At 65.0% G+C, this 18,832-nt stretch carries 18 protein-coding genes; 11 read left to right on the top strand and 7 right to left on the bottom strand.

What is annotated here, in order from left to right:
* Nucleotides 1-108: 108 nt before the first annotated feature.
* The 4 genes from BLR29_RS28380 (at nucleotide 109) to BLR29_RS28365 (ending at nucleotide 3,388) form a co-directional block, all read left to right on the top strand.
* On the top strand, nucleotides 109-933 hold the full coding sequence (locus tag BLR29_RS28380) for a universal stress protein (RefSeq protein ID WP_092142277.1): 825 nt from the start codon (nucleotides 109-111) through the stop codon (nucleotides 931-933).
* Nucleotides 934-1,655: 722 nt separating this feature from the next.
* Nucleotides 1,656-2,261 (top strand): nitroreductase family protein, encoded by a 606-nt coding sequence (locus BLR29_RS28375; RefSeq protein ID WP_092142274.1) that lies wholly within the window; start codon nucleotides 1,656-1,658, stop codon nucleotides 2,259-2,261.
* A 29-nt stretch (nucleotides 2,262-2,290) separates the two neighbouring features.
* Entirely contained in the window at nucleotides 2,291-2,917 is a 627-nt protein-coding gene (locus BLR29_RS28370; protein ID WP_092142271.1) for a phosphoribosyltransferase, read from the top strand.
* Between the two features lie 12 nt (nucleotides 2,918-2,929).
* The gene (locus BLR29_RS28365) at nucleotides 2,930-3,388 is read left to right on the top strand and encodes a BON domain-containing protein (protein ID WP_092142268.1); all 459 of its coding nucleotides are present in this window, start codon (nucleotides 2,930-2,932) and stop codon (nucleotides 3,386-3,388) included.
* A gap of 523 nt (nucleotides 3,389-3,911) precedes the next feature.
* On the opposite strand, the gene groL is transcribed toward BLR29_RS28365, so the two are convergent.
* Nucleotides 3,912-5,549, bottom strand: coding sequence for a chaperonin GroEL (gene groL, locus BLR29_RS28360; protein ID WP_092142265.1), 1,638 nt, complete (start codon nucleotides 5,547-5,549; stop codon nucleotides 3,912-3,914).
* Nucleotides 5,550-5,660: 111 nt separating this feature from the next.
* On the bottom strand, nucleotides 5,661-6,974 hold the full coding sequence (locus tag BLR29_RS28355) for an erythromycin esterase family protein (protein ID WP_092142262.1): 1,314 nt from the start codon (nucleotides 6,972-6,974) through the stop codon (nucleotides 5,661-5,663).
* 218 nt (nucleotides 6,975-7,192) lie between these two features.
* Between BLR29_RS28355 and BLR29_RS28350 the strand changes: the two genes are divergently transcribed.
* A complete protein-coding gene (locus tag BLR29_RS28350; RefSeq protein ID WP_092142259.1) occupies nucleotides 7,193-7,495 on the top strand; it encodes a hypothetical protein in 303 nt (100 codons plus the stop codon).
* 208 nt (nucleotides 7,496-7,703) lie between these two features.
* Here the strand turns inward: BLR29_RS28350 and BLR29_RS32720 are convergent, their stop codons facing one another.
* On the bottom strand, nucleotides 7,704-8,024 hold the full coding sequence (locus tag BLR29_RS32720; RefSeq protein ID WP_218132726.1) for a hypothetical protein: 321 nt from the start codon (nucleotides 8,022-8,024) through the stop codon (nucleotides 7,704-7,706).
* Nucleotides 8,025-8,851: 827 nt separating this feature from the next.
* On the opposite strand from BLR29_RS32720, the gene BLR29_RS28335 reads away from it, so the two are divergent.
* The 4 genes from BLR29_RS28335 to BLR29_RS28320 all read left to right on the top strand — a co-directional run bounded on the left by BLR29_RS28335 (nucleotide 8,852) and on the right by BLR29_RS28320 (nucleotide 11,291).
* Complete coding sequence (locus BLR29_RS28335) at nucleotides 8,852-9,538, top strand: dienelactone hydrolase family protein (protein ID WP_092142253.1); 687 nt, start codon at nucleotides 8,852-8,854, stop codon at nucleotides 9,536-9,538.
* Between the two features lie 106 nt (nucleotides 9,539-9,644).
* The gene (locus BLR29_RS28330) at nucleotides 9,645-9,977 is read left to right on the top strand and encodes an ElaB/YgaM/YqjD family protein (RefSeq protein WP_092142250.1); all 333 of its coding nucleotides are present in this window, start codon (nucleotides 9,645-9,647) and stop codon (nucleotides 9,975-9,977) included.
* Nucleotides 9,978-10,020: 43 nt separating this feature from the next.
* Entirely contained in the window at nucleotides 10,021-10,932 is a 912-nt protein-coding gene (locus BLR29_RS28325) for a ribose-phosphate pyrophosphokinase (RefSeq protein WP_092142247.1), read from the top strand.
* Nucleotides 10,929-11,291 (top strand): TraR/DksA family transcriptional regulator, encoded by a 363-nt coding sequence (locus BLR29_RS28320; protein WP_092142244.1) that lies wholly within the window; start codon nucleotides 10,929-10,931, stop codon nucleotides 11,289-11,291. Before BLR29_RS28325 ends, BLR29_RS28320 begins: the two co-directional genes overlap by 4 nt.
* Nucleotides 11,292-11,370: 79 nt before the next feature.
* Here the strand turns inward: BLR29_RS28320 and BLR29_RS28315 are convergent, their stop codons facing one another.
* From BLR29_RS28315 to BLR29_RS28295, 4 genes are all read right to left on the bottom strand, one after another.
* The gene (locus BLR29_RS28315; RefSeq protein ID WP_092142242.1) at nucleotides 11,371-11,613 is read right to left on the bottom strand and encodes a hypothetical protein; all 243 of its coding nucleotides are present in this window, start codon (nucleotides 11,611-11,613) and stop codon (nucleotides 11,371-11,373) included.
* A 45-nt stretch (nucleotides 11,614-11,658) separates the two neighbouring features.
* A complete protein-coding gene (locus tag BLR29_RS28310; RefSeq protein ID WP_092142239.1) occupies nucleotides 11,659-12,324 on the bottom strand; it encodes a SagB/ThcOx family dehydrogenase in 666 nt (221 codons plus the stop codon).
* A gap of 178 nt (nucleotides 12,325-12,502) precedes the next feature.
* The gene (locus tag BLR29_RS28305; protein WP_092142236.1) at nucleotides 12,503-14,017 is read right to left on the bottom strand and encodes a bifunctional aminoglycoside phosphotransferase/ATP-binding protein; all 1,515 of its coding nucleotides are present in this window, start codon (nucleotides 14,015-14,017) and stop codon (nucleotides 12,503-12,505) included.
* Between the two features lie 367 nt (nucleotides 14,018-14,384).
* The gene (locus BLR29_RS28295; RefSeq protein ID WP_092142233.1) at nucleotides 14,385-16,685 is read right to left on the bottom strand and encodes a heavy metal translocating P-type ATPase; all 2,301 of its coding nucleotides are present in this window, start codon (nucleotides 16,683-16,685) and stop codon (nucleotides 14,385-14,387) included.
* Nucleotides 16,686-17,083: 398 nt separating this feature from the next.
* Here BLR29_RS28295 and BLR29_RS28290 point away from each other — a divergent pair, with 398 nt between their 5' ends.
* Nucleotides 17,084-17,524 (top strand): universal stress protein, encoded by a 441-nt coding sequence (locus BLR29_RS28290; protein ID WP_092142230.1) that lies wholly within the window; start codon nucleotides 17,084-17,086, stop codon nucleotides 17,522-17,524.
* 258 nt (nucleotides 17,525-17,782) lie between these two features.
* Nucleotides 17,783-18,724, top strand: coding sequence for a 1-phosphofructokinase family hexose kinase (locus BLR29_RS28285; RefSeq protein WP_092142227.1), 942 nt, complete (start codon nucleotides 17,783-17,785; stop codon nucleotides 18,722-18,724).
* The last annotated feature ends 108 nt before the right edge of the window (nucleotides 18,725-18,832 follow it).

Here is an 18,832-nt window from a genome sequence, read left to right as displayed (position 1 = left end):
ATGGACTGATCTGAGGTGATCCTGTGTCAGCGGTGACGCCAAAATTCTGGGCAGTAACTCGTCCACTCGCGATGCGCGCGTTTCTCCACTGACCTTAGAGAATATGCCATGGACTACAAGACCGTTCTGGTCGATCTGGGCGACGACAACGCGCGCGAGGCGCGCTTGGAAGCTGCCACGCTGCTGGCGTCAATATCGGCCGGGCGTGTGGTCGGCCTGACTGCTCTCGGCATGCAATTGGAGCCCTACCGTAGCGCGGGTCAGGCGGCGGGACTGTACGCAACCATGGGTGACAGCAGCGGGGAACGCATCGCGCACGCCGATGCCATGGCGATGCGCGACGTTGTGGATAGCGTCGCACCAGCAGTTCGGATCAGCCAAGTCGTTGCAGACCAGGAGGCCGGTTGGGCGCTTGCCACGCAGGGACACTTTGCTGACATTGTGCTGCCCGCCCCGCCCACGTCATTTGAGCGCGTGCCGGCCCCGATGGCGAAGGCGGCCGAGTACGCGCTGCTAAACGCCGGGCGACCGGTGTTGCTGGTGCCTTCCGGCGCAAGGTTTCACCTGGGTGGGCACATACTTGTTGCCTGGGACGGACGGCGTGAGGCTGCACGCGCGGTAGCCGACGCGTTGCCCTTGCTGAAGAAGGCGTCACGCGTGACGATTCAGGTAATTGCCACGTTGGGCGGCCGCGATGACAAGGGGGCCACCGGCGTGGTGCAATGGCTGGGCGCGCATGGCATCGCCGCCACCGTCCGAGTGGGGAAGGGCGACCGCGTGGCGGACAGCCTTCTGCGCATCGCGGATACTGAACAGGTCAGCCTTGTGGTCGCGGGGGGCTATGGGCATTCGCGGCTGGGCGAACTGGTCATGGGCGGCACCACGCACGCTCTGATGCGTCACAGTAAGACTCCGCTCTTCCTCTCGCACTAGCAACAGCGTGCATGTTGAGGTGGCTCAGCAGACCGTCGGCCTCACTGACTCGACTTCCAACATCCACCCCCTCGCCGAGCTCAGAGCGTCTCTTGAGTTATACGATATCTTCGTCCGCTTGGACGCCAGCCGCCGTGCCCACAAGTAGGTATCCTCAAGAGTTGTGATGGCCTCTTCTTCCGGCACCCGAACGCCGAAGCCAAGCTTCGCGCCGCATGCGGAGTACTGCGGGCCATAAGAACAACGACTAGGCTACCTCAAGTTCGAAGCGATGGGGATTGGCTCCCTGGCGAATGCCACGGTCGATTGCCCGAACTAGAGGGGCAGTCGGAGCCCATCCCGGAACCCGTGCTCCAAAGTGGACTCACTTTAGCAACGAAGCACGAAGCGGTGGGTACGGGTACTTGCGAACTTCGCGGCTAAATGTTGACCGATGAGCGCGCGCAGCCGTGAATGTCGAGATGATAAGAAGCAAGAGATTCTATTTCCAAGGGACCGGGCTTGCCGCGCAATGGGCCATCGCGCAGGCACCGCAATGCGCTTAGTTTTCGGCTTCGCTCGCCCGGCGAGCCAAGGCCGATCTGGAGACCAGGGCCGAAGATGGCCTGCAGCATGCGGCGCACAAACAGGTGTTCCTTTGATCCATCCCAAATTGCAGAGCCGGATCGCCACCTACGGTGAACCCACGGGGCCGTGCGGCCCCCACCCATCTGGAGCATGACGTGACACATCCCATCGTCTTATCCGAACCCGGCGTGGAATATTTGAAGCTGCCGGCACCGCAGACCGAAGGCGGCATGCCGCTGCTCACAGCGCTGCAGCGACGCCGCTCGACCAGGAATTTCACCTCGCGGAGCTTGGATGACGCGCTGCTGTCGTCCCTGCTCTGGGCCGCTTTCGGCGTCAATCGCCCGGGCACCGGTCTGCGCACCGCGCCATCGACTTGCAACTGGCAGGAGATCGACTTATACGTGGCGCTGCGCGAGGGCCTGTACGTGCTCGAACCGGCGGACTGGCGCCTCAGGCTGGTCATCGGCGAAGATCTGCGCGCGGCGACCAGCCTGCAGGACTATGCTGCCGAGGCACCATTGAACCTTGTCTACGTCAGCAGGCTGTCCAGACTCGACGATATCGACAGGCCGCTGCGCCAGTTCTATACGGCGCTAGATACGGGATATATCAGCCAGAACGTCTATCTATTCTGCGCCGCATCTGGCCTCGCCACGGTGGCGCGCGGCCTGTTGGACCGCCGCGCACTGGCCGTCGCCATGCGGCTGGAGTCCGACCAGCGTGTGATCCTGGCCCAGAGCGTGGGCTTTTCAGCGTAAGCCGATAGGCGCTACCAAAGGAGGGCGACATGCCATTTATTGACAGAGCCGATGCGGCCGCGCAATTGGCGCGTGCGCTCGCCGGCCATACAGGAAAACGGCCGCTGGTTTTGGCCGTGCCGCGCGGCGCGGTACCAATGGGCGCCATTATTGCCGATACGCTGGGTGCGGACCTTGACGTCGTGCTCGTGCGCAAGCTCGGCGCTCCAGGCAACCCGGAGCTCGCCATCGGCGCCGTGGGAGAGAGTGGATGGACCTACCTTACGCCGTATGTCGCCGCGGCCGGAGCCGACAGTGAATACGTCGACCGCGAGCGTGCAGCCCAGCTTCAGGTGCTCCGGCAGCGCCGCGCCACCTACACGCCTGGCCGCGAGCCGGTAAGCGCCATTGGGCGCCAGGTGATTGTCGTGGACGACGGTCTAGCCACCGGAGCCTCGATGATCGCAGCGCTGCACGCCATCCGCGAGCAGAAGCCCGAGCGGCTCATTTGCGCGGTGCCGGTGGCGCCGTTGCGGACGCTGGAACTGTTGCGGCCCTATGCCGATGAGGTGGTGTGCTTGGAGACGCCGGCCGGCTTCCATGCAGTCGGGCAGTTCTACCGCGACTTCTCGCAGGTCGAGGATGCAGAGGTGGTGACATGCCTGAAAGGTCGGTAAGGACGCAAGCGCATGCAGGAGGCATTTACGAAGCAAGAACGGGGTGTTTACCTGTTCGCCGATGCGCCCTGCGCCAATGCCGACATTGCGTGGGCGGCTGCTAACGTGCTGTCACGGAATGCACTGGTGCCGGGCGACCATAGTTGGATCCAGGTAGAACGCGGCGTGGTGACGCCGAGCGGCGACATTGACTGGTACTTCCGGCACACCGCTACCGAGCACGCCGTGGCAGGCCAGACCGGCGTGGCGGGAGTCACCAACGCGCTCGCCATACGGCCTCGAACTGACAAGCAGGACGTGGCAGCAAGGACCCGGGCAGCCATCGCGCGCCAGACTACCGGTGAAGCCCACCACGTAACCGTGAGGGTGAGGGATGGCGCCGTCAGGCGAATCGGCACCCTGCGCACGCTGGCTGAACGCGAGTGGGCATTCGAAGCGACCGAGCGTCAGGGCGGTCGTCAATCAGATTGACATCGGGCTCAGCTAGTTCGGGCATGTACCATCGAGCTACTGGGGCGTAGCTGGCGGGCTGGCCTGCGCGGTCAGCGCACGCCAGATCCTGCAGGGCGGTGCTGACGGTGACCGGGTAGGGTGCCGACTGTCCCAGCGCGCGCGGGCGGTGGGCAGCGCGACCTGTTGCTGTGCGGCATAGGCCGGGCTGGTGAGCAGCGGCATCTCCGGTGCCATACGGCGGCCACGCCCCATGTAAGGCTGCATCAGTGGCGGTCCGTCACAAGCGCCATCCTCGATCGCCGAGCACGGTGCCGTCGGCGCCACAATGGCGGAAAGACTGCTTGCAGCCAGGCTAGGTGGCCTTGCTTTCCAGCAGGAAGTTCCAGCCCGGCGGCAGCCTGCGGACGAAGAAATCGAAGCTGACGATACCGCTCATGCCGCTGCCGAAGTACGCCTGCATGAGGTGAACTCTTACAGGTCGGTCAGCAGCGGGCTTTCACTATCAATGGTAGTCATGGCGGTCCACGCAGGCGGCGTCGCTCTAGTAGTCGTCGCCAAAGATCGACGCCCCCGGGTGCGTGCCGGCATCGCCCTGGCCGGGAGGGCTGCGCTGGATCGCGATCATGCAGTCTGTCGTCAGCAGCAGGGAGGCAACGGAGACGGCATTTTGCAGGGCCGTGCGCACGACCTTGACGGGGTCGATCACGCCAAGTTCAATCATGTCGCCATAGCGCTCCGTGCCGGCGTCGTAGCCGAGCGTCCCGGAGCCAGCACACACCTGGTGCACCACTGCGTCTGCGTCCGCGCCTGCATTGGCGGCAATCTGCCGCATTGGCGCAGCCAGCGCCGCGTGGACGATGTGGCCTCCTGCGGCCTGCTCGGCGTTCGGCGCCTGCCAGGCTTCGAGGGTGGCGCGCGCGCGCAATAATGCCACGCCGCCGCCGGCGACGATGCCCTCGTCCACCGCAGCGCGAGTGGCATGCAGCGCGTCCTGGAAGCGGCTCTTGCGCTCGTGCAGCGCGCTCTCCGTTGCCGCACCTACCTTGATCACGGCCACGCCGCCGGCCAGGCGGGCCAGGCGCCGCTGCAGCGCCTCACGCTCATAGTCCGAGCGTACCTCGTCTAGGCGCTGGCGCAGGGTGGTAATGCGCTCGGCTACACGCGGGCGTTCGTCACCAGAACCGATGAGGGTGGTGGTGTCTTTGTTGATCTCCACGCGGCGGGCTTCGCCAAGCTGTTCCAATGTTACGTGCTCAAGCGAAATGCCGGCCTGCGGTGAGACCACGGTGGCGCCGGTCAGCGCGGCCAGGTCGCCCAACTGCTCGGTGCGCGAGTCGCCGAATCCCGGGGATTTGACCGCGCAGCTCTTCAGCGCGCCCCGCAGGTTGTTCACCACGAGCGTGGCCAAGGCCTCGCCCTCTACGTCGTTGGCGATGACCAGCAAGGGCCGGCTGGCGCGGCTCACGGCTTCCAGAACCGGCAGCAGTTGCGTGATGGCGGAGATGTTCACGTCGCACAGCAGTACCAATGGCGATTCCAGCACGACGGCACGACTTTCGTTGGTCGCGAACAAGGGCGACAGGTAGCCGCGATCGATTAGCGCACCGTCGGCAATCTCGAGTGCATCGTCCAGCTTCGAGCCATCCTCCACGCTTATCGCACCATCTTTGCCGACCCGATCGACAGCTTGGGCCACCAGCGTGCCGACGGTCTGGTCACCGCTGGCTGAGATCGTGGCGATCTGGCGCATCTCGTCGGTACTGACGCAGGGACGAGCACTATCCAGTAAGACGCTCGCGACCAATTTGCCGGCGGCCTCGATGCCGCGCTTGAGTTGCATTGGGTCATGGCCGGCTTCGACATACTTGACACCTTCGGCCACGATCGCGTGGGCTAGGGTGGTCGCTGTCGTGGTGCCGTCACCGGCGATCTCGCTGGTGCGTACCGCAGCCTCGCAGAGCAAGCGGGCGCCCATGTCAGCGAATGGATTGGCCAGCGTCACGGCCTTCGCCACGATCACGCCGGAATTGGCAACCAGCGGCACCATGTCGGGTCGCTCCACTATCACATTGCGGCCGCCCGGACCCAGCGTCACCTTGACGGCGTGGGCCAGCTGTTCAACGCCGCTGAGCATCATGCGGCGCGCGCCCTGGTGGAAGATAAGTGTTCTGGCAGGCATGATGATCTCCGCATTTGCAAGCAGTGGGTCTGGCACGCTTTACGGTAGTTGCCGTCCCGGCCTGCGCATTGACGCAACGCAAGTCATGGGGCGGCGTCCGACCGGCGCCCTTCAGTGCGCCCGGTCGCTGTCCAGCAGGGGTATGGGATGCCCGGGCTGCAGCGGCTCCAGCGCTGTGGTCTCGTCCAGATGGAATAGGGCGTCAAACTGGCCGGCGATCGATGCATCGAAGTAATGGCTGGCGCGCTCCGTGCGCGGCAGGTAGAGCACGCCGATGGCGCGCTCCAGCATGACGTCGAAGAGCGGGTGGCCGGCCTGCGGCCCGAGCGGCAGGAAGAAGCGATCGAGTCCGGTGCTGTGGAACAGTGCCTCCCAGCTATCGTGCAACGCCGGCACCACGGCCTTGTGTTCAGGGGCGCCGTCCCATTCGGAGGCGGCGCAGACGTGGCCGCTGTACGTGGTAAAGCCGATCAGCAGCGCCCGCGCACCGGCCTGCTGGCGCACCAGTTGCCCCAGGTTCCATTCGCCGCGCAGATGTGATTCCGTGGCGCGCGCGTCGCCGAGGTGGGAGTTGTGGGCCCAGACCACAATGCACCCGCTGCCGCCACGGCGCAGCCGGTAGGCGGCCAGCGATGACAGCGTCTGTGCCATGTGCGCGTCGCGTAGGTTCCAGGTGCTGACGCGGCGGCCAAACATCTCGCGATAGTAGGCTTCCGCATTGACGACCACCGTCGCGTTGCGCTCAGCAAAGTAGTGCGAATCTATGGCCCCCAGGCCGTTGCGGGAGATATAGGCGGCCTCGTCGGTACGCAACTGCAGCAACTGCCGGATGGCGCCGTCGCGCGCTGGCGCACGCAGCCCGGTTGCGGCCTGGTAGCCGTAGGCTGCCGGGTCGCGCACATGGTCGAGCGCGGCATAGTGCCGTCGGGCTGCCTCGGCCTGCAGCGGGTCGGCACGCTCAAGGTAACGGATCACTGCCTCGGCCGAACGGTATAGGCTGTAAAGGTCGAGCCCATAGACACCGACCCGCCTTTCGGGAGGCTGGCCGGCATTGTGACCGCGCAACCATTCGATGAACGCCAGGAACTCCCGGTTGCGCCACATCCAGGACGGGAAGCGCTCGAAATCACCCAGGGCCTGCTCGGCGCTTTCATCGCCCTCGCCCTGCACATAGCGGTTGACACGCCAGACGTCGGGCCAGTCGCCTTCGATGGCAACGGCATCGAAGCCAGGGCCACGGATCAGCGCCTGCGTGATCTGAGCACGTATTTGGTAGAACTCGGCCGTACCGTGCGTGGCCTCGCCCAACAGGACAAAGTCCTTGCCACGGGCCATGTCGAGCAACGGCTCGAAGTCGGATAGGTTGCCCTGCAGGCGACGTGCTGCGTCTCGGACCGCAAGGAATGGGGTAAGCGGGGATGCCATAGCGTACTCCTCGCGTGGCTATTGCATGGCAGCTTCGACGTGCGGCGCCACGACGTCGCGGATCTGCGTTACGGCGTCGAGCGCGACCCGGTCGACCACCCCTTCTTCAATCAGCAGCTGTGCTAGTCCGTCTAGGGGTGCGCGCTGCGCGAGCAAGGGCTGGCGGGCCCGCTCGGCGGACTGGCCCAGTGTGAACCAAGAGCGAGGCGCGGGCTTACTTGCTAGGTCGGAGCGAGTTGCTGGGCCGCTTTGTGCTGCCTAGTGGGCGCGTAGTGGAGCAGATCGTCTTCGGCGAAGTCTCTACCGGCGCGCAAAACGACCTGGAGGGCACCACAGACATGGCGCGGCAGATGATCACGCACCTCGGAATGAGCGAGTCGCTCGGCCTGTCCTGCTACGAGCGAGCCGGCAGCATTCTGCTAGCCTCAGCGGCAATGCCGTCACGGCCGGAGCGGGAATACAGCGAGCGCACTGCGCAGGCCATTGACGAAAAAAACATGCAATCGTTAGGATCCTTGTGAGGGCCGTGCTTCATTCCACGATAGCGGCAAGTGGAGGCTGGCCTTTGATCGGTATCAACGGACACCGTCACAACGCAATGCTGGCCGTACATAAGCCCGCGGCCGGCGGTGAGCGGTGTCTTGATGTGCCGCAACCCTCTCGCCATATGGTTGTCCAGAATTCATGGGATGCCAGCCTGCGCAGGAGGAGCGACGTGACGGCCGGATCTCAGCACATCGCCGCAGCGACTGGCAAGGTTGCCCGCCAGGGCCACCCCGCAATACTACTGGCACCAACGATGCCATTGTCGCGATTTTCAATGAAATCGCCTTGCTCGGCGAGCGCCATGCCTGTAGGTTCGAGGCCGCAGGCGTGTTGCAGGCGCTGGCCGACCGCGGCTGTTTTGTCGAGCCCAACGGGCAGCTGACGCGGCTTAACCTGTGGGACAGCGGCTGTCGGATGGCGAAGGCCAGCGGACTGCTGGTGAGCGTCAACTCGGATGCCCATCGCGTGCTTGACTTCCAGAACTTGTCCTTCGGCCTGGCCCAAGCGTGGCGGGATGGCTGCAGGCCGCCGCCTTGCTCAACGCCCGTCCTGTGCAGCCTACTGCGGAAGGCTATGTAGCCGGCGTCGTTCGCGAATGTCTGGCCATTGTTTGATCTAGCCCAAGTTGAGAGCCGCGCAGGCGCATAGCGTTAGTAGTGTCGGTCACGTCGGACTCTACCGGAACCAGAGTCGCAGAATGGTGCAGAGATGCGGCACACGCTGCAATCGGCCCGTCAACCGGCGTGCGTGTCAACGACTAACGAGGCATCAAGGTGAAAGTCCGAGCTCAGTCAATCAAAGTCCCGCCCGTCCGCCGGCACCCGTTGCCGATCGAGCACATGTCTGACCGCTACAAGCAACCGGCGGCGGCCCCGATGGTGGCGAGTTGTCCGGTCTGCCGTGCAGTATTCATGCGAGGGCACTGGCAATGGCACTCCGTACCGCCGGGCGCGTCCGCCCTCGTATGCTCCGCCTGCCAGCGCGTTGCCGACAAGATCCCGGCGGGGTGGTCCTGGGCGGCGCCTTCGAGGCGGCGCATCGGGCTGAGATCCTGGCGCCGGTGCAGCATCGCGAAGCCCAGCTCCAGACCCAGCATCCGATGGAGCGCGTAATGGCGACCGAGTCAGGCGATCAGGGCACAGTGGTCACCACGACCGGGCTGCACCGGGTGCGAGACATCGGCAACGCCATCCACCATGCCTACCCGGGGAACGCAGACGATCGACTATGGCAGTGCCGAGACCGAGCTAAACGTGCACTGATACAGGGCGTGACGATGGCGAGGCTGGTGAGGCCGGTGGCAGGACGGGAAGAGGGGAAGGAGAAGTCTCATGGTGCACATCACCATTGAACAGGTGCGAATCCATATCGGCGACATCGCGCTGCTGGGTGACCTTGCCCTGCCGGAGGTGGCAACCGGGCTGGTCCTGTTTGCACATGGCAGCGGCAGTTCGCGCCACAGCGTGCGCAACCGCGAGGTTGCTTCGATGCTGAACAGCAAGGGCCTGGGGACGTTGCTGTTTGACCTGCTGACTCCAGAAGAGGACGTCGGGATGTCGAAACGGTTCAACATCGCCCTGCTTGGCGAGCGGCTCAGGGCCGCCACGGTCTCGGTGGCGCAGGTGGCGCGTGAGCGCCACCTGCGGCTCGGGTACCTCGGTGCCAGCACGGGGGCCGCCGCGGCCATCCGAGCCGCCGCGGAGCCGCCGCCGCACCTGCGGATCGACGCGGTGGTGTCGCGTGGTGGCCGCGTCGACTTGGCCGGCCACGACGCGCTGTGCCAGTTGCGGGCGCCGACGCTGATGATCGTCGGAGAAGCGGATCCGTTGGTGCTGAAGCTCAACGCGCACGCAACTGCGGGGATGCAATGCGAGAAGCGGCTGGAGGTGATTCCCGGCGCCACCCACCTGTTTGAGGAGCCGGGAGCGCTGGAACAGGTGGGCAAACTCGCCGGCAAATGGTTCTGCCAGCATTTTGCAGCAACAACGGAGCTCGCGCCGCACGGCCACGTCGGTTAGCCGCTGGGCTGTCGCCGCGGCAGCAACTAGCAGGGACTAGCAGTTCGACAGAATTTCCATGGTGCCGTGCAATGCACGGCGATGACTCAGTGAAAAGGAGAGTGACATGAACGATATCCGTGCGGACCTCTTAATACACAAGGATGTACTGATCCGTGATGCCAACACGCTGCTAGCGGATGTACAGGCGTTGTTGCGGGATGTTGCCGACGAAGCCAGCTTGGAGACAGCCCAGGCACGCGCGCAGATAGGCTCACGCCTACAAGCGCTCCAGGATCGCCTGAATACGCAACGTCAGGCTGCGCAAATGCGGGTCTCACAATGGGCCGACACCACGGATCGCTACGTCCACTCGCATCCTTGGGAGAGCATGGGCTCCGTTGCCGCGGTCGCGGCCGTGGCCGGCGCCCTAGTCGCACTGGCCGTCACCCGCCGTTAACGCGAGCACGGCATGTCGGATGCGAACCTGCAAGGATATGCGCATGGACCCAATCGTATTCGCCATGCCAGGCAACGAACGGCAGGCTGCGGCCGTCACCGCCTGCCTGCCCGGCCGGCCGGGTGAGGCTGAGGTCCGGCGCTTTCCCGACGGCGAGTCCTACGTCAGGCTGCTGCAGCCTGTGGCCGGTTGCGAAGCCATCGTGATGTGCACGCTGGACCGTCCGGATACCAAGCTGGTGCCGCTGCTGTGGCTTGCTGCCGCGACGAGGGAAAGCGGCGCCGTGCGGGTCGGACTGGTGGCGCCATACCTTGCGTACATGCGCCAGGACGAGGTCTTCCGGGCAGGGGAGATTGTGTCGGCACGGCATTTTGCGGCGTTGCTAGGGGCCAGCTTCGACTGGCTGGTCACGGTTGACCCGCACCTTCACCGGATCGGTAGCTTGGACGAGATCTTCACCAAGCCGGCGATTGCCGTGCATGCTGCCCCGGCGATTGCGTCATGGATCCGCCAGGCGGTGCGCGCGCCGTTGCTCGTTGGCCCCGACGAGGAGAGCCAGCAGTGGGTCGACGACATCGCTAGCCGCTGTGGCGCGGACAGCATTGTCCTGGTCAAGCAGCGCTTCGGCGACCGCGAGGTCAGCATCAACGCGAGCGGTCTGCCCGCGCCCGCTGGCCGTACGCCGGTACTGGTCGATGACATGGTGTCCAGCGCAAGCACCATGCTGGCATCGGCGCGGCTGCTGCGTGAACACGGCTATCCGGCGCCAGTCTGCGTCGGCGTTCACGCGCTGTTCGCGGAGGCAGCCTATGCCAACCTGCAAGCTGTCACGTCCCACATTGTCACGTGCGACACCGTCGCACACCCAACCAACCGTATTCCCGTGGCAGAGCGCCTGGCATCCGGCATCCGGCAGGCACTGCACGGGGCACACGGTTCAGGAGATCCATCATGAGCAAGCTCACAGCGCAGGAAACCGTCTCGCTGGCGGCGCAGCTTGACGCGGACGAAGAGCGTATCCATGCCGCCGTTGGTTCCGCTGACACGCCGATGACACCATTGGCGCAGCGTGAGGCGCAGGATGAGGGCGAACTTGCAGACGAAGAAATCACGCAGCAGAAGGACGACGCGATGCTGGACCACTATCGCATGCAACTGGCCGACATCGCCGCCGCACGGGCGCGGATGCAGCACGGTCAGTACGGCATCTGCATCGATTGCCAGCAGTTGATCCCGCTCTCACGCTTGCAAGCGTATCCGACCGCGAAGCGCTGTACCGTATGCCAACGTCGGCATGAGCAACTTTATGCGTGACGGTTGGAAAATACCGGGCGGGCTGCCACGATGGAAGCGACAGCCGCCCCCCGCCAGCGGACGGGGGCGCGCTGACCTCTTAGCGCAGGTCGTACTCGCGCATCATCTCGGTCGTGACTGCCTTGACTGTAGCCAAGCATGCCGGCGGGACTGCAGGGAAGGCTTCGATGGCCCAGTTGCAGCCGCCGTTGGCAGCGGCATCGACGCGCTGCGGTAATGGGATTTCGCAGTCGCGACAGGGGGCGCCGAGGTCGGCGTTTTCCTGCAGGCGCCGCAGAATCTCATTGCGGATCTGTTCCGCACTGCCGAGGCTCTTGATCATGTCGTTGTCTCCTGTTGTCTGATAGTGGCGATTCAGCCAGCATGCCTAGACCGGCACGCTGCCGCGCGGGGCCGGGCGCCCTATAGTCTGGGACAGGATCGGCTCTTCGTCCTCGTTCAACGACATATGCTCGGCCAGCTGGCGCCGGTTGAGCCAGCCGCGCACCACCGCGCCGAGTCCGGCCGAGGCGCAGTAAAGATAGGCGTTCTGGACCATGGCGCCGGCCGCGGCGGCGGCGAAGGTCTCGCGCAACTTGGGCGGGACGTCTTGCATTCGGCCATGGTTGGCGACGTAGACCAGGTCCAGCGGCGCCGTGCCGACGAAATCCTGGTAGCCGGTCATGCTGCGCACGTCTGCCGCGCGCTTCAGCGCTAGGCAATGGTGTACCGGGTCGTAGCGGTAGAGGCCGGCGGGTAGCGCCGCGTAGACGTCGATCACCGCCTCGCCGTGCGGCGAAGGGGCCGTGCGGCCGCCGCCTTGGGAGCGGTTGACGCCCGCTGCGGCCCACAGCAACTCGCTCAGCTGTTGCAGCGGCAGTGGCTGGTCGTCGAACTCACGGGTGCTCATGCGTTGCCACAGCGCCCCCATGAGCGGCAGGCCATTGGTGCGGTCTGGCTGTGGCAGGGCGATGACCCGCTCGCTCGTGCCGGAGGCAGGGCGTGGCAGCAGGTCCTTGATGGGCTGATAAGGGATGCGCTTCAGTTCGTCCATGGGATGCTCGCATTTGTTGCAAGGAGCGGTGCCTGCGCTCTGCGCATGGCACCTGTATGGACGAATGTAGGCGCTGCCGCCGGCCGTGGCTTGCGCTCCGTCAAGTCGGATCCACGGGGTAAGCCGGGGTACGATACAAGCGAACTCGGGACGGCTTCGGATGAAGTCGGCCCTGGCGTCACCTGCGTACCATGAAGCTGGCCGGTGTAGCGACGCAGGTGCGCTCCGCTTCGGTCAGTGGATCTTGGGTACGCATCTGCCAGGCCAGCACGCCGATGTCGGCATCCGAGAGGTCCTCGCCGGCACGGGCACGGGCGGCGATGCGGGCGCGCAGTGTCTCAGGGCTAGCCTCGCAGGTGACAATGGCGAAAGGTACGCAAAGGCGGCGGGCCTGGGCCGCAAAGCGCTCGCGCTCGGCGCGGGCCAGGAAGGTGGCGTCGGCAATCATCGGGAAGCCGGCGCGGCAACCGAGCCGGCAGACGGCGAGCAGGCGCCGGTAGGTCCGCGCCGTTTCGCAGGCGGTATACCAGCCACCCGCGGCCATCACGCCGCGGTGCAGGCCCTTGCGCACCGCGTCCGAACGCACGCGTATCATCGCCCCGGCCTCGCTCATCTGTGCGGCCACCGTGGACTTGCCGCTGCCGGACAGGCCATGCATCAGCGCCATCGGCCCGCGACGGCGGCTGAGGCACCGCCATGCTAGCGCCAGCAGCCTGCCTGCCTCGGCCTGCGCCGGTGCCATGGATGCGCCCGCAGCGTGCTGCTGGCAGGCTTGCTCCAGTATCACGCGCGCGCGCACCAAGGCCCGCATGGCAAGATAAAAGGGCAAGACGGCCAGCGCGCCGTAGTCTCCCGATTGTTCCAGGTAGCCGTTGAGCAACCTATAGGCCAGCGCCGGTCGGCCATGGTGCAGCAGATCCATGACCGGAAAGGCTAGGTCGCTGATGGTGTCGGTCCAACGCAGCGCGGCGTCGAACTCCAGGCAGTCGAATGGTGTCGGCACGCCGTTTAACAGCACGATGTTGCCCAGGTGCAGATCGCCATGGCACTCGCGCACATGGCCATTGCGCAGGCGCGCCAGGAACGAGCCGGCTAACCGAGTGGCCTCGCTGCGCGACCGCTTGGCAACGCGGCTGGCCAGGTGTTCGGCCTGCGCCAGCCGCTTGATGCCACCCAGGCACTCGGCAAGCGTCGCATCGATGCGGGCGGGCGTGCCAAAGCCATCGGAATACGCCGCGGGCGGTTGCGCCTGGTGAAGGGCTGCAATGCAGTGCGCCAGTGCATCGATATGGCCGTGCTCCAGCCGGTCTGCAGCCATCCTTGCGCTGAGCAGGTCTTGTTGGTCGAAGCGCCGCATCCGCACCGCGTGCTCAATCGGCATGCCGCTGCCCCCGATGCGCACCGAGCCCGACGTCGGGCCTGCAACGATTGGCACCACATCCAGGTACAGGGCGGGTGCGAACCGGCGGTTCAGGCGCAACTCGGTCTCACAATCGTCGTGGCGTGCCTGCGCGGTGGAGAAATCGACAAAGTCGAACCGCACCGGCTTGCGCACCTTGTAGGCAAAGTCGCCAGCTAGAAAGACGCGCGAGATATGCGTCTCGATGACCTCTATTAGTTGTGCCGGGTGCGGATAGGCGTCCGGCTGCTGCAAGGCGGCCGTCAATGCCGCGTCGTCCCATTGAATATCCATATTCCTCGCCGCCTGCCCGCTTACACGTGCGCGCCACGTCAACTGCCGCCCCGGGTCGGGCCTTGATTCCCCGCCGTACTGCAGAGTATGCCGACAATGGCCCGCAGCGCACTCAACAGTGCATCTACTTGCTCGCTGCGACTCTCTCCAGACAGACACCACGTGCTGGCAATCGGCTTTCAGGGCTAGAGCCAGACGCGCGATATCGCAGTGGATGGCCCGGCACTCGATGTGACGCTTCGCATGTCCGTGAGGACGCTGGGGGCAACTGGCAGCTCGGCGGCGTTGCGCACGTCCACGTCGCGATTACAGGCATCTGGTGACGCCATCTCGGCCTCGCCATGTATCACACCGTCGGCGCCGAAAGTCACTCCGTCGGCGCATCTTCGCGCAGCGCATGGAACAGTTCATCTTCCTGCGCGCAGTGCAGCCGCAATACGGCATCGAGCCCATAAAGTAGCCGCTGGTACTCCCTGACGCGGCCGGCGTCTGGCCCATCCGGCGGTGAATCGTCCGCCATCCGCTGCAGTAGCCGGATTACCCGGAAAATCTCGCGGTGCATCCCGCTCATCGCCGCCAGCGGATCGTCGCCCCCGACCAGCCGCGCCAGCTGTGGATAGAGCTGCGCGTCATCATTCTGTTCGTGAGGCAAGAGAGTCCCGCTGAGGGATGCGCACAAGCGGCACAGTTCGGTGCCCGCGGCCTGGCTAGGCATGGCTGGCAATCTGTCCGCAAGGCTGCGGATCTGCTCCATTAGCGGCGCCAGCGCGGCGTGCTCCTGGTTCAGACGCTCAGCGTCGGCCGTGGACAGACGCTCTGCCGGCCCTGAAGGGTCCGCGCGCAGGGCGCGCAGCGCATTCGCGATGACCAGCACATCGATCACCTCCTGCAGCGCCGCGCCGGCTAACGGCGGCAGGTAGCCGAACGCGGCAATCGCCATCGCAACGAACGACAGGCCCATGCCGGCCATGGCGCTTTGCACGGCCAGCCGACGCGACCGGCGGGCAATGCGCACCGCGTCCACCAGCCGGTCAAGCCGGTCCACCAGCAGCACGACATCCGCAGCTTCCGACGATGCTGCGGCGCCGCGTGCGCCCATGGCCACGCCGACATCGGCGGCGGCCAGGGCCGGCGCATCGTTCACGCCATCACCCACCATAAGCACAATGCCTTCGCGACGCGCCGCCTCGATCTCGGCAAGCTTCTGCGTGGGGGAGAGGTTGGCATGCACCTCGGTTACTCCCAGCATCGCGCCGATCGTCTCGGCGACGTCGGGCCGGTCCCCGGTGAGCATGGCCAGCCGCCGTATGCCCGCCTTGCGCAGCAAGCGCAACGCGCGCGGGGTGTCCATGCGAATCAGGTCCACGAACTGCAGTGCCCCGACCAGCGCGCTGTCGACGGTGACCAGCGAGACCGAGGCGCCCTCGTAGGCCGCGCGTTGCAGCATGGCCTGGCACCAGGGTGGCCCGGCATCGCCGCCGCAGGCAAAGGCGGGTGACCCCACCGTTACCGCGCGCTCGCCGACCCGTCCGGCAACCCCGGCACCGGCAGTCTCGGCCACGCCGGTCGGCAGGTCCAAAGTCAGGCCTCGCTCGCGTGCCTCGGCTGTGATGGCCTCGGCGACAACATGCCCTGAGGCTTGCGCCAGCGAAGCGGCGACGCGCAGCACGTCGGGCGCTTGCCATCCGGGCGCGCTTTCGATGGCCGCCAGGCGGACCCTGCCACCCGTCAGCGTCCCGGTCTTGTCAAAGAAGAGGATGCTCACTTGCGACAGGCTCTCGAGCGCACCACCGCCCTTGACCAACACGCCGCGCCCTGCACAACGCGAGACCCCCGACACGATCGCTACCGGAACGGCCAAGATTAGCGGACAGGGGGTGGCAACCACCAGCACCGCCAGCACTCGCGCGAGTTCACCGCTGGCGAACCAGGCAAGCCCAGCAACTAGCAGGGTGATAGGCACCAGCCAAAGTGCATAACGGTCGGCCAGCCGTGCTGCAGGCGGGCGCTCGTCGCGGGCGGTACGCACCATCCGCGCGATGCCGGCGAAGGTGCTGTCCGCTGCGGTGGTCGCTGCCACCATCTCGAACGGCGCACCGGCGTTTAGCACACTGCTGCGAACGGTCTCGCCGGCGAGGCGCGCCCGTGGCAGCGACTCACCCGTCAGGGCGGACTCGTCTAGCGTTGCCTGGCCCAGCAATGCGCCGTCGACAGGCACCACTTCGCCATGCCTGACCAACAGACGATCCCCCGGACTGACCACATCGAGGGAGATCGCACGCCATTCGCCGTCCTCGAAGCGGTTGGCGGACTGCGGGGCGCGGCTGAGCAGGGCGGACATCTCCCGCTCTGACCGGGCCTGCGCATAGTTTTCGATCGCCCTGCCACTCTCGATCATCAGGGCCAGCACGGCGGAAGCGAGGAATTCGCCAAGCGCCAGCGCCAGCCCGATGGCCAGCAGGGCCAGGACATCGACTCCGGCCTCCTTACGGCGCAACGACTGCACAATGGCGACGATAAGCGCCACGGCGACGACCAGCGCGCCAGAAGCCCAGGCGAGCCTTGCGGGCACCGCTGCGCCGAAGGCAAAGAGCAGCACGCCACCTCCCAGCGTGCCGGCCGCGACTGGCAATAAGCCGAGGTCGAATTTGCGAAATCCGATGTGCATGGCGAACCCGATCCCCTGCGAAACTAGCGCTGTGGCTGCGCGCCGAATTAGGCACTGTGCCCAGTAATGGTGATGTTAGTCCAACAGGTGCATGACCGATAACAGCGCTGATCGGGCTGGACTTTGCGGGTAGCCCATGACCGCGGTTGGCCGCCGTTCCCGGCCACGCCAGCGCCGCTTGCCTTAGCCCGTGATCGCCTCAGCCCCCAAGTGGACTGCGGTTCATATGAGCCGTGAACTAGCACCGAGGGCTGCTGCCAATGCTGATATGTATCAAGTCCGTGCTCGCGCAACACATATACGTTAGAAAAGTGTAATAACCACGGGCGTCAGTAATGGCCTGAATGTCGATTCGTGTCGATGACGTTTCATCAACATTCATGTAATGGGAGGGTGCGATGCAAAACATTGTCCTGGCAACCGATGGCTCGGCCTATAGCGATGCTGCGGCGCGATGCGTTGCAGGGCGGAAACTGTTCAGGGAGGACATATGTGTGCATGTCGTGCACTGCATGCCCGACGTGTCCGGCGAGGTCAAGTCCTATATCGCCAAGCAAGACATTGAGGCCTGGCATGCCGACGAAAACGCCAGGGTCATGAAATCTGTGATCGACATCCTGCAGGCAGCTGGGGTGGAAACGGTCTGGCACGGCCTGGTCGGCTTTGCGCCCGAGCGCATCGTGGCATACGCCCAGTCGGTCAACGCCGAGGCCATCATCATGGGCACGCACGGACGTGGCGCGTTTCTCGACGCCGTTATGGGGTCGGTAGCAAGCCGCGTTATCGCGCATTCACCGTGCCCGGTGGTGCTGGCCAAGCCGAAGGCTGCGTCAGCGTAAGTGCGGATAAGCGCCGTCATTCCGAACAGCCAACGGCGGCGGTACGAAGAACGTCCCCGAGCCGCTGTTCGGAATGTCGGAAAGCCATGCGACAAGGCGCGATCAGATTCGGGGCAGTATCCGAGAAATTGGACTGCCCCTCCCGAGTCACGCGGCGCGCACCGCCTCAAAATTCCGTTGAGCGCCATCTAATGCCGCATGGCGTACTAGTGAGTAGCACGCCACTCGCCTTGGGCTTCATACCATCCCCTACGGGTAATGACTGACATTCTGACAATCACGCCAAACCCTGCCGTCGATCTGTCGATCACGATCGACCAGATGGTCGATACGCGCAAGCTAAGATGCAGCGAGGCGAGGCGAGATCCGGGCGGAGGGGGAATCAATGTGGCGCGTGTCATACACCGCCTTGGCGGGAACTGCCTTGCCGTCTATCTAGCCGGGGGAGGAACCGGGCAGCTGTTGCAGCAATTACTCGATGCAGAGCAATTGGCAGCCGTGCGCCTTGCGATTGCTGGCGAGACCCGCGAAAACTTCTCCGTAACCGAACTTTCGACGGGGCGTCAGTTCCGCTTCGTGCTGCCCGGGCCGAACGTCGCGCAGAATGAATGGGAGCGTTGCATCGGTTATCTAGAAGCGCTCGCAGAGCCGGCGCGATATCTGGTAATGAGTGGCAGTTTGCCACCTGGGATTCCTGTCGATTTCTACGCAAGGCTTGCCCGCGTGGCTCGCGAGCGCGGCACGCGTACTGTGCTGGACTCTTCGGGGCCGGCGCTCGCTTCTGCACTGAACGAAGGAGTCTTTCTAGTCAAACCGAGCCTGCGCGAGCTACGTGAGTTAACCGCTCTGCCATTGCACGAGGAGGATGAATGGCGCGATGCCGCGTTGGAAGTTATCCGAGACGGGCGTGCGCAGATGGTGGCACTTACACTCGGCGATCAGGGTGCGTTGCTGGTAACGGCGGACGCGACCTTGCGTGCACCGGCCTTGCCTACACCAGTGGCCAGTTCAATAGGGGCGGGTGACAGCTTTCTTGCCGCAATGGTCTGGGCACTGAACCGGGGCGCGGACAGGCAAGAGGCATTCCACTATGGAGTGGCGGCTGCTTCCGCCGCATTGCTGAGTGCGGGAACAGGTCTTTGTCAGCGTGCAGACGTCGACCGGCGGTACCAGGAAATCAGTGGGCGATGGCGAAGATAACTTGGGATGGAACCCGGGTCATTGACGTGCAAACAGTGCCAATCAAGCACACTCATCGCATGCGACTCGACACGGTAGTGCTGCCTGTCGGCTTAGGCGACGGCTGGG

It is taken from the genome of Cupriavidus sp. YR651 (assembly GCF_900101625.1).
Taxonomy (GTDB): domain Bacteria; phylum Pseudomonadota; class Gammaproteobacteria; order Burkholderiales; family Burkholderiaceae; genus Cupriavidus.
This window is presented reverse-complemented; position numbering and strand designations above follow the sequence as displayed.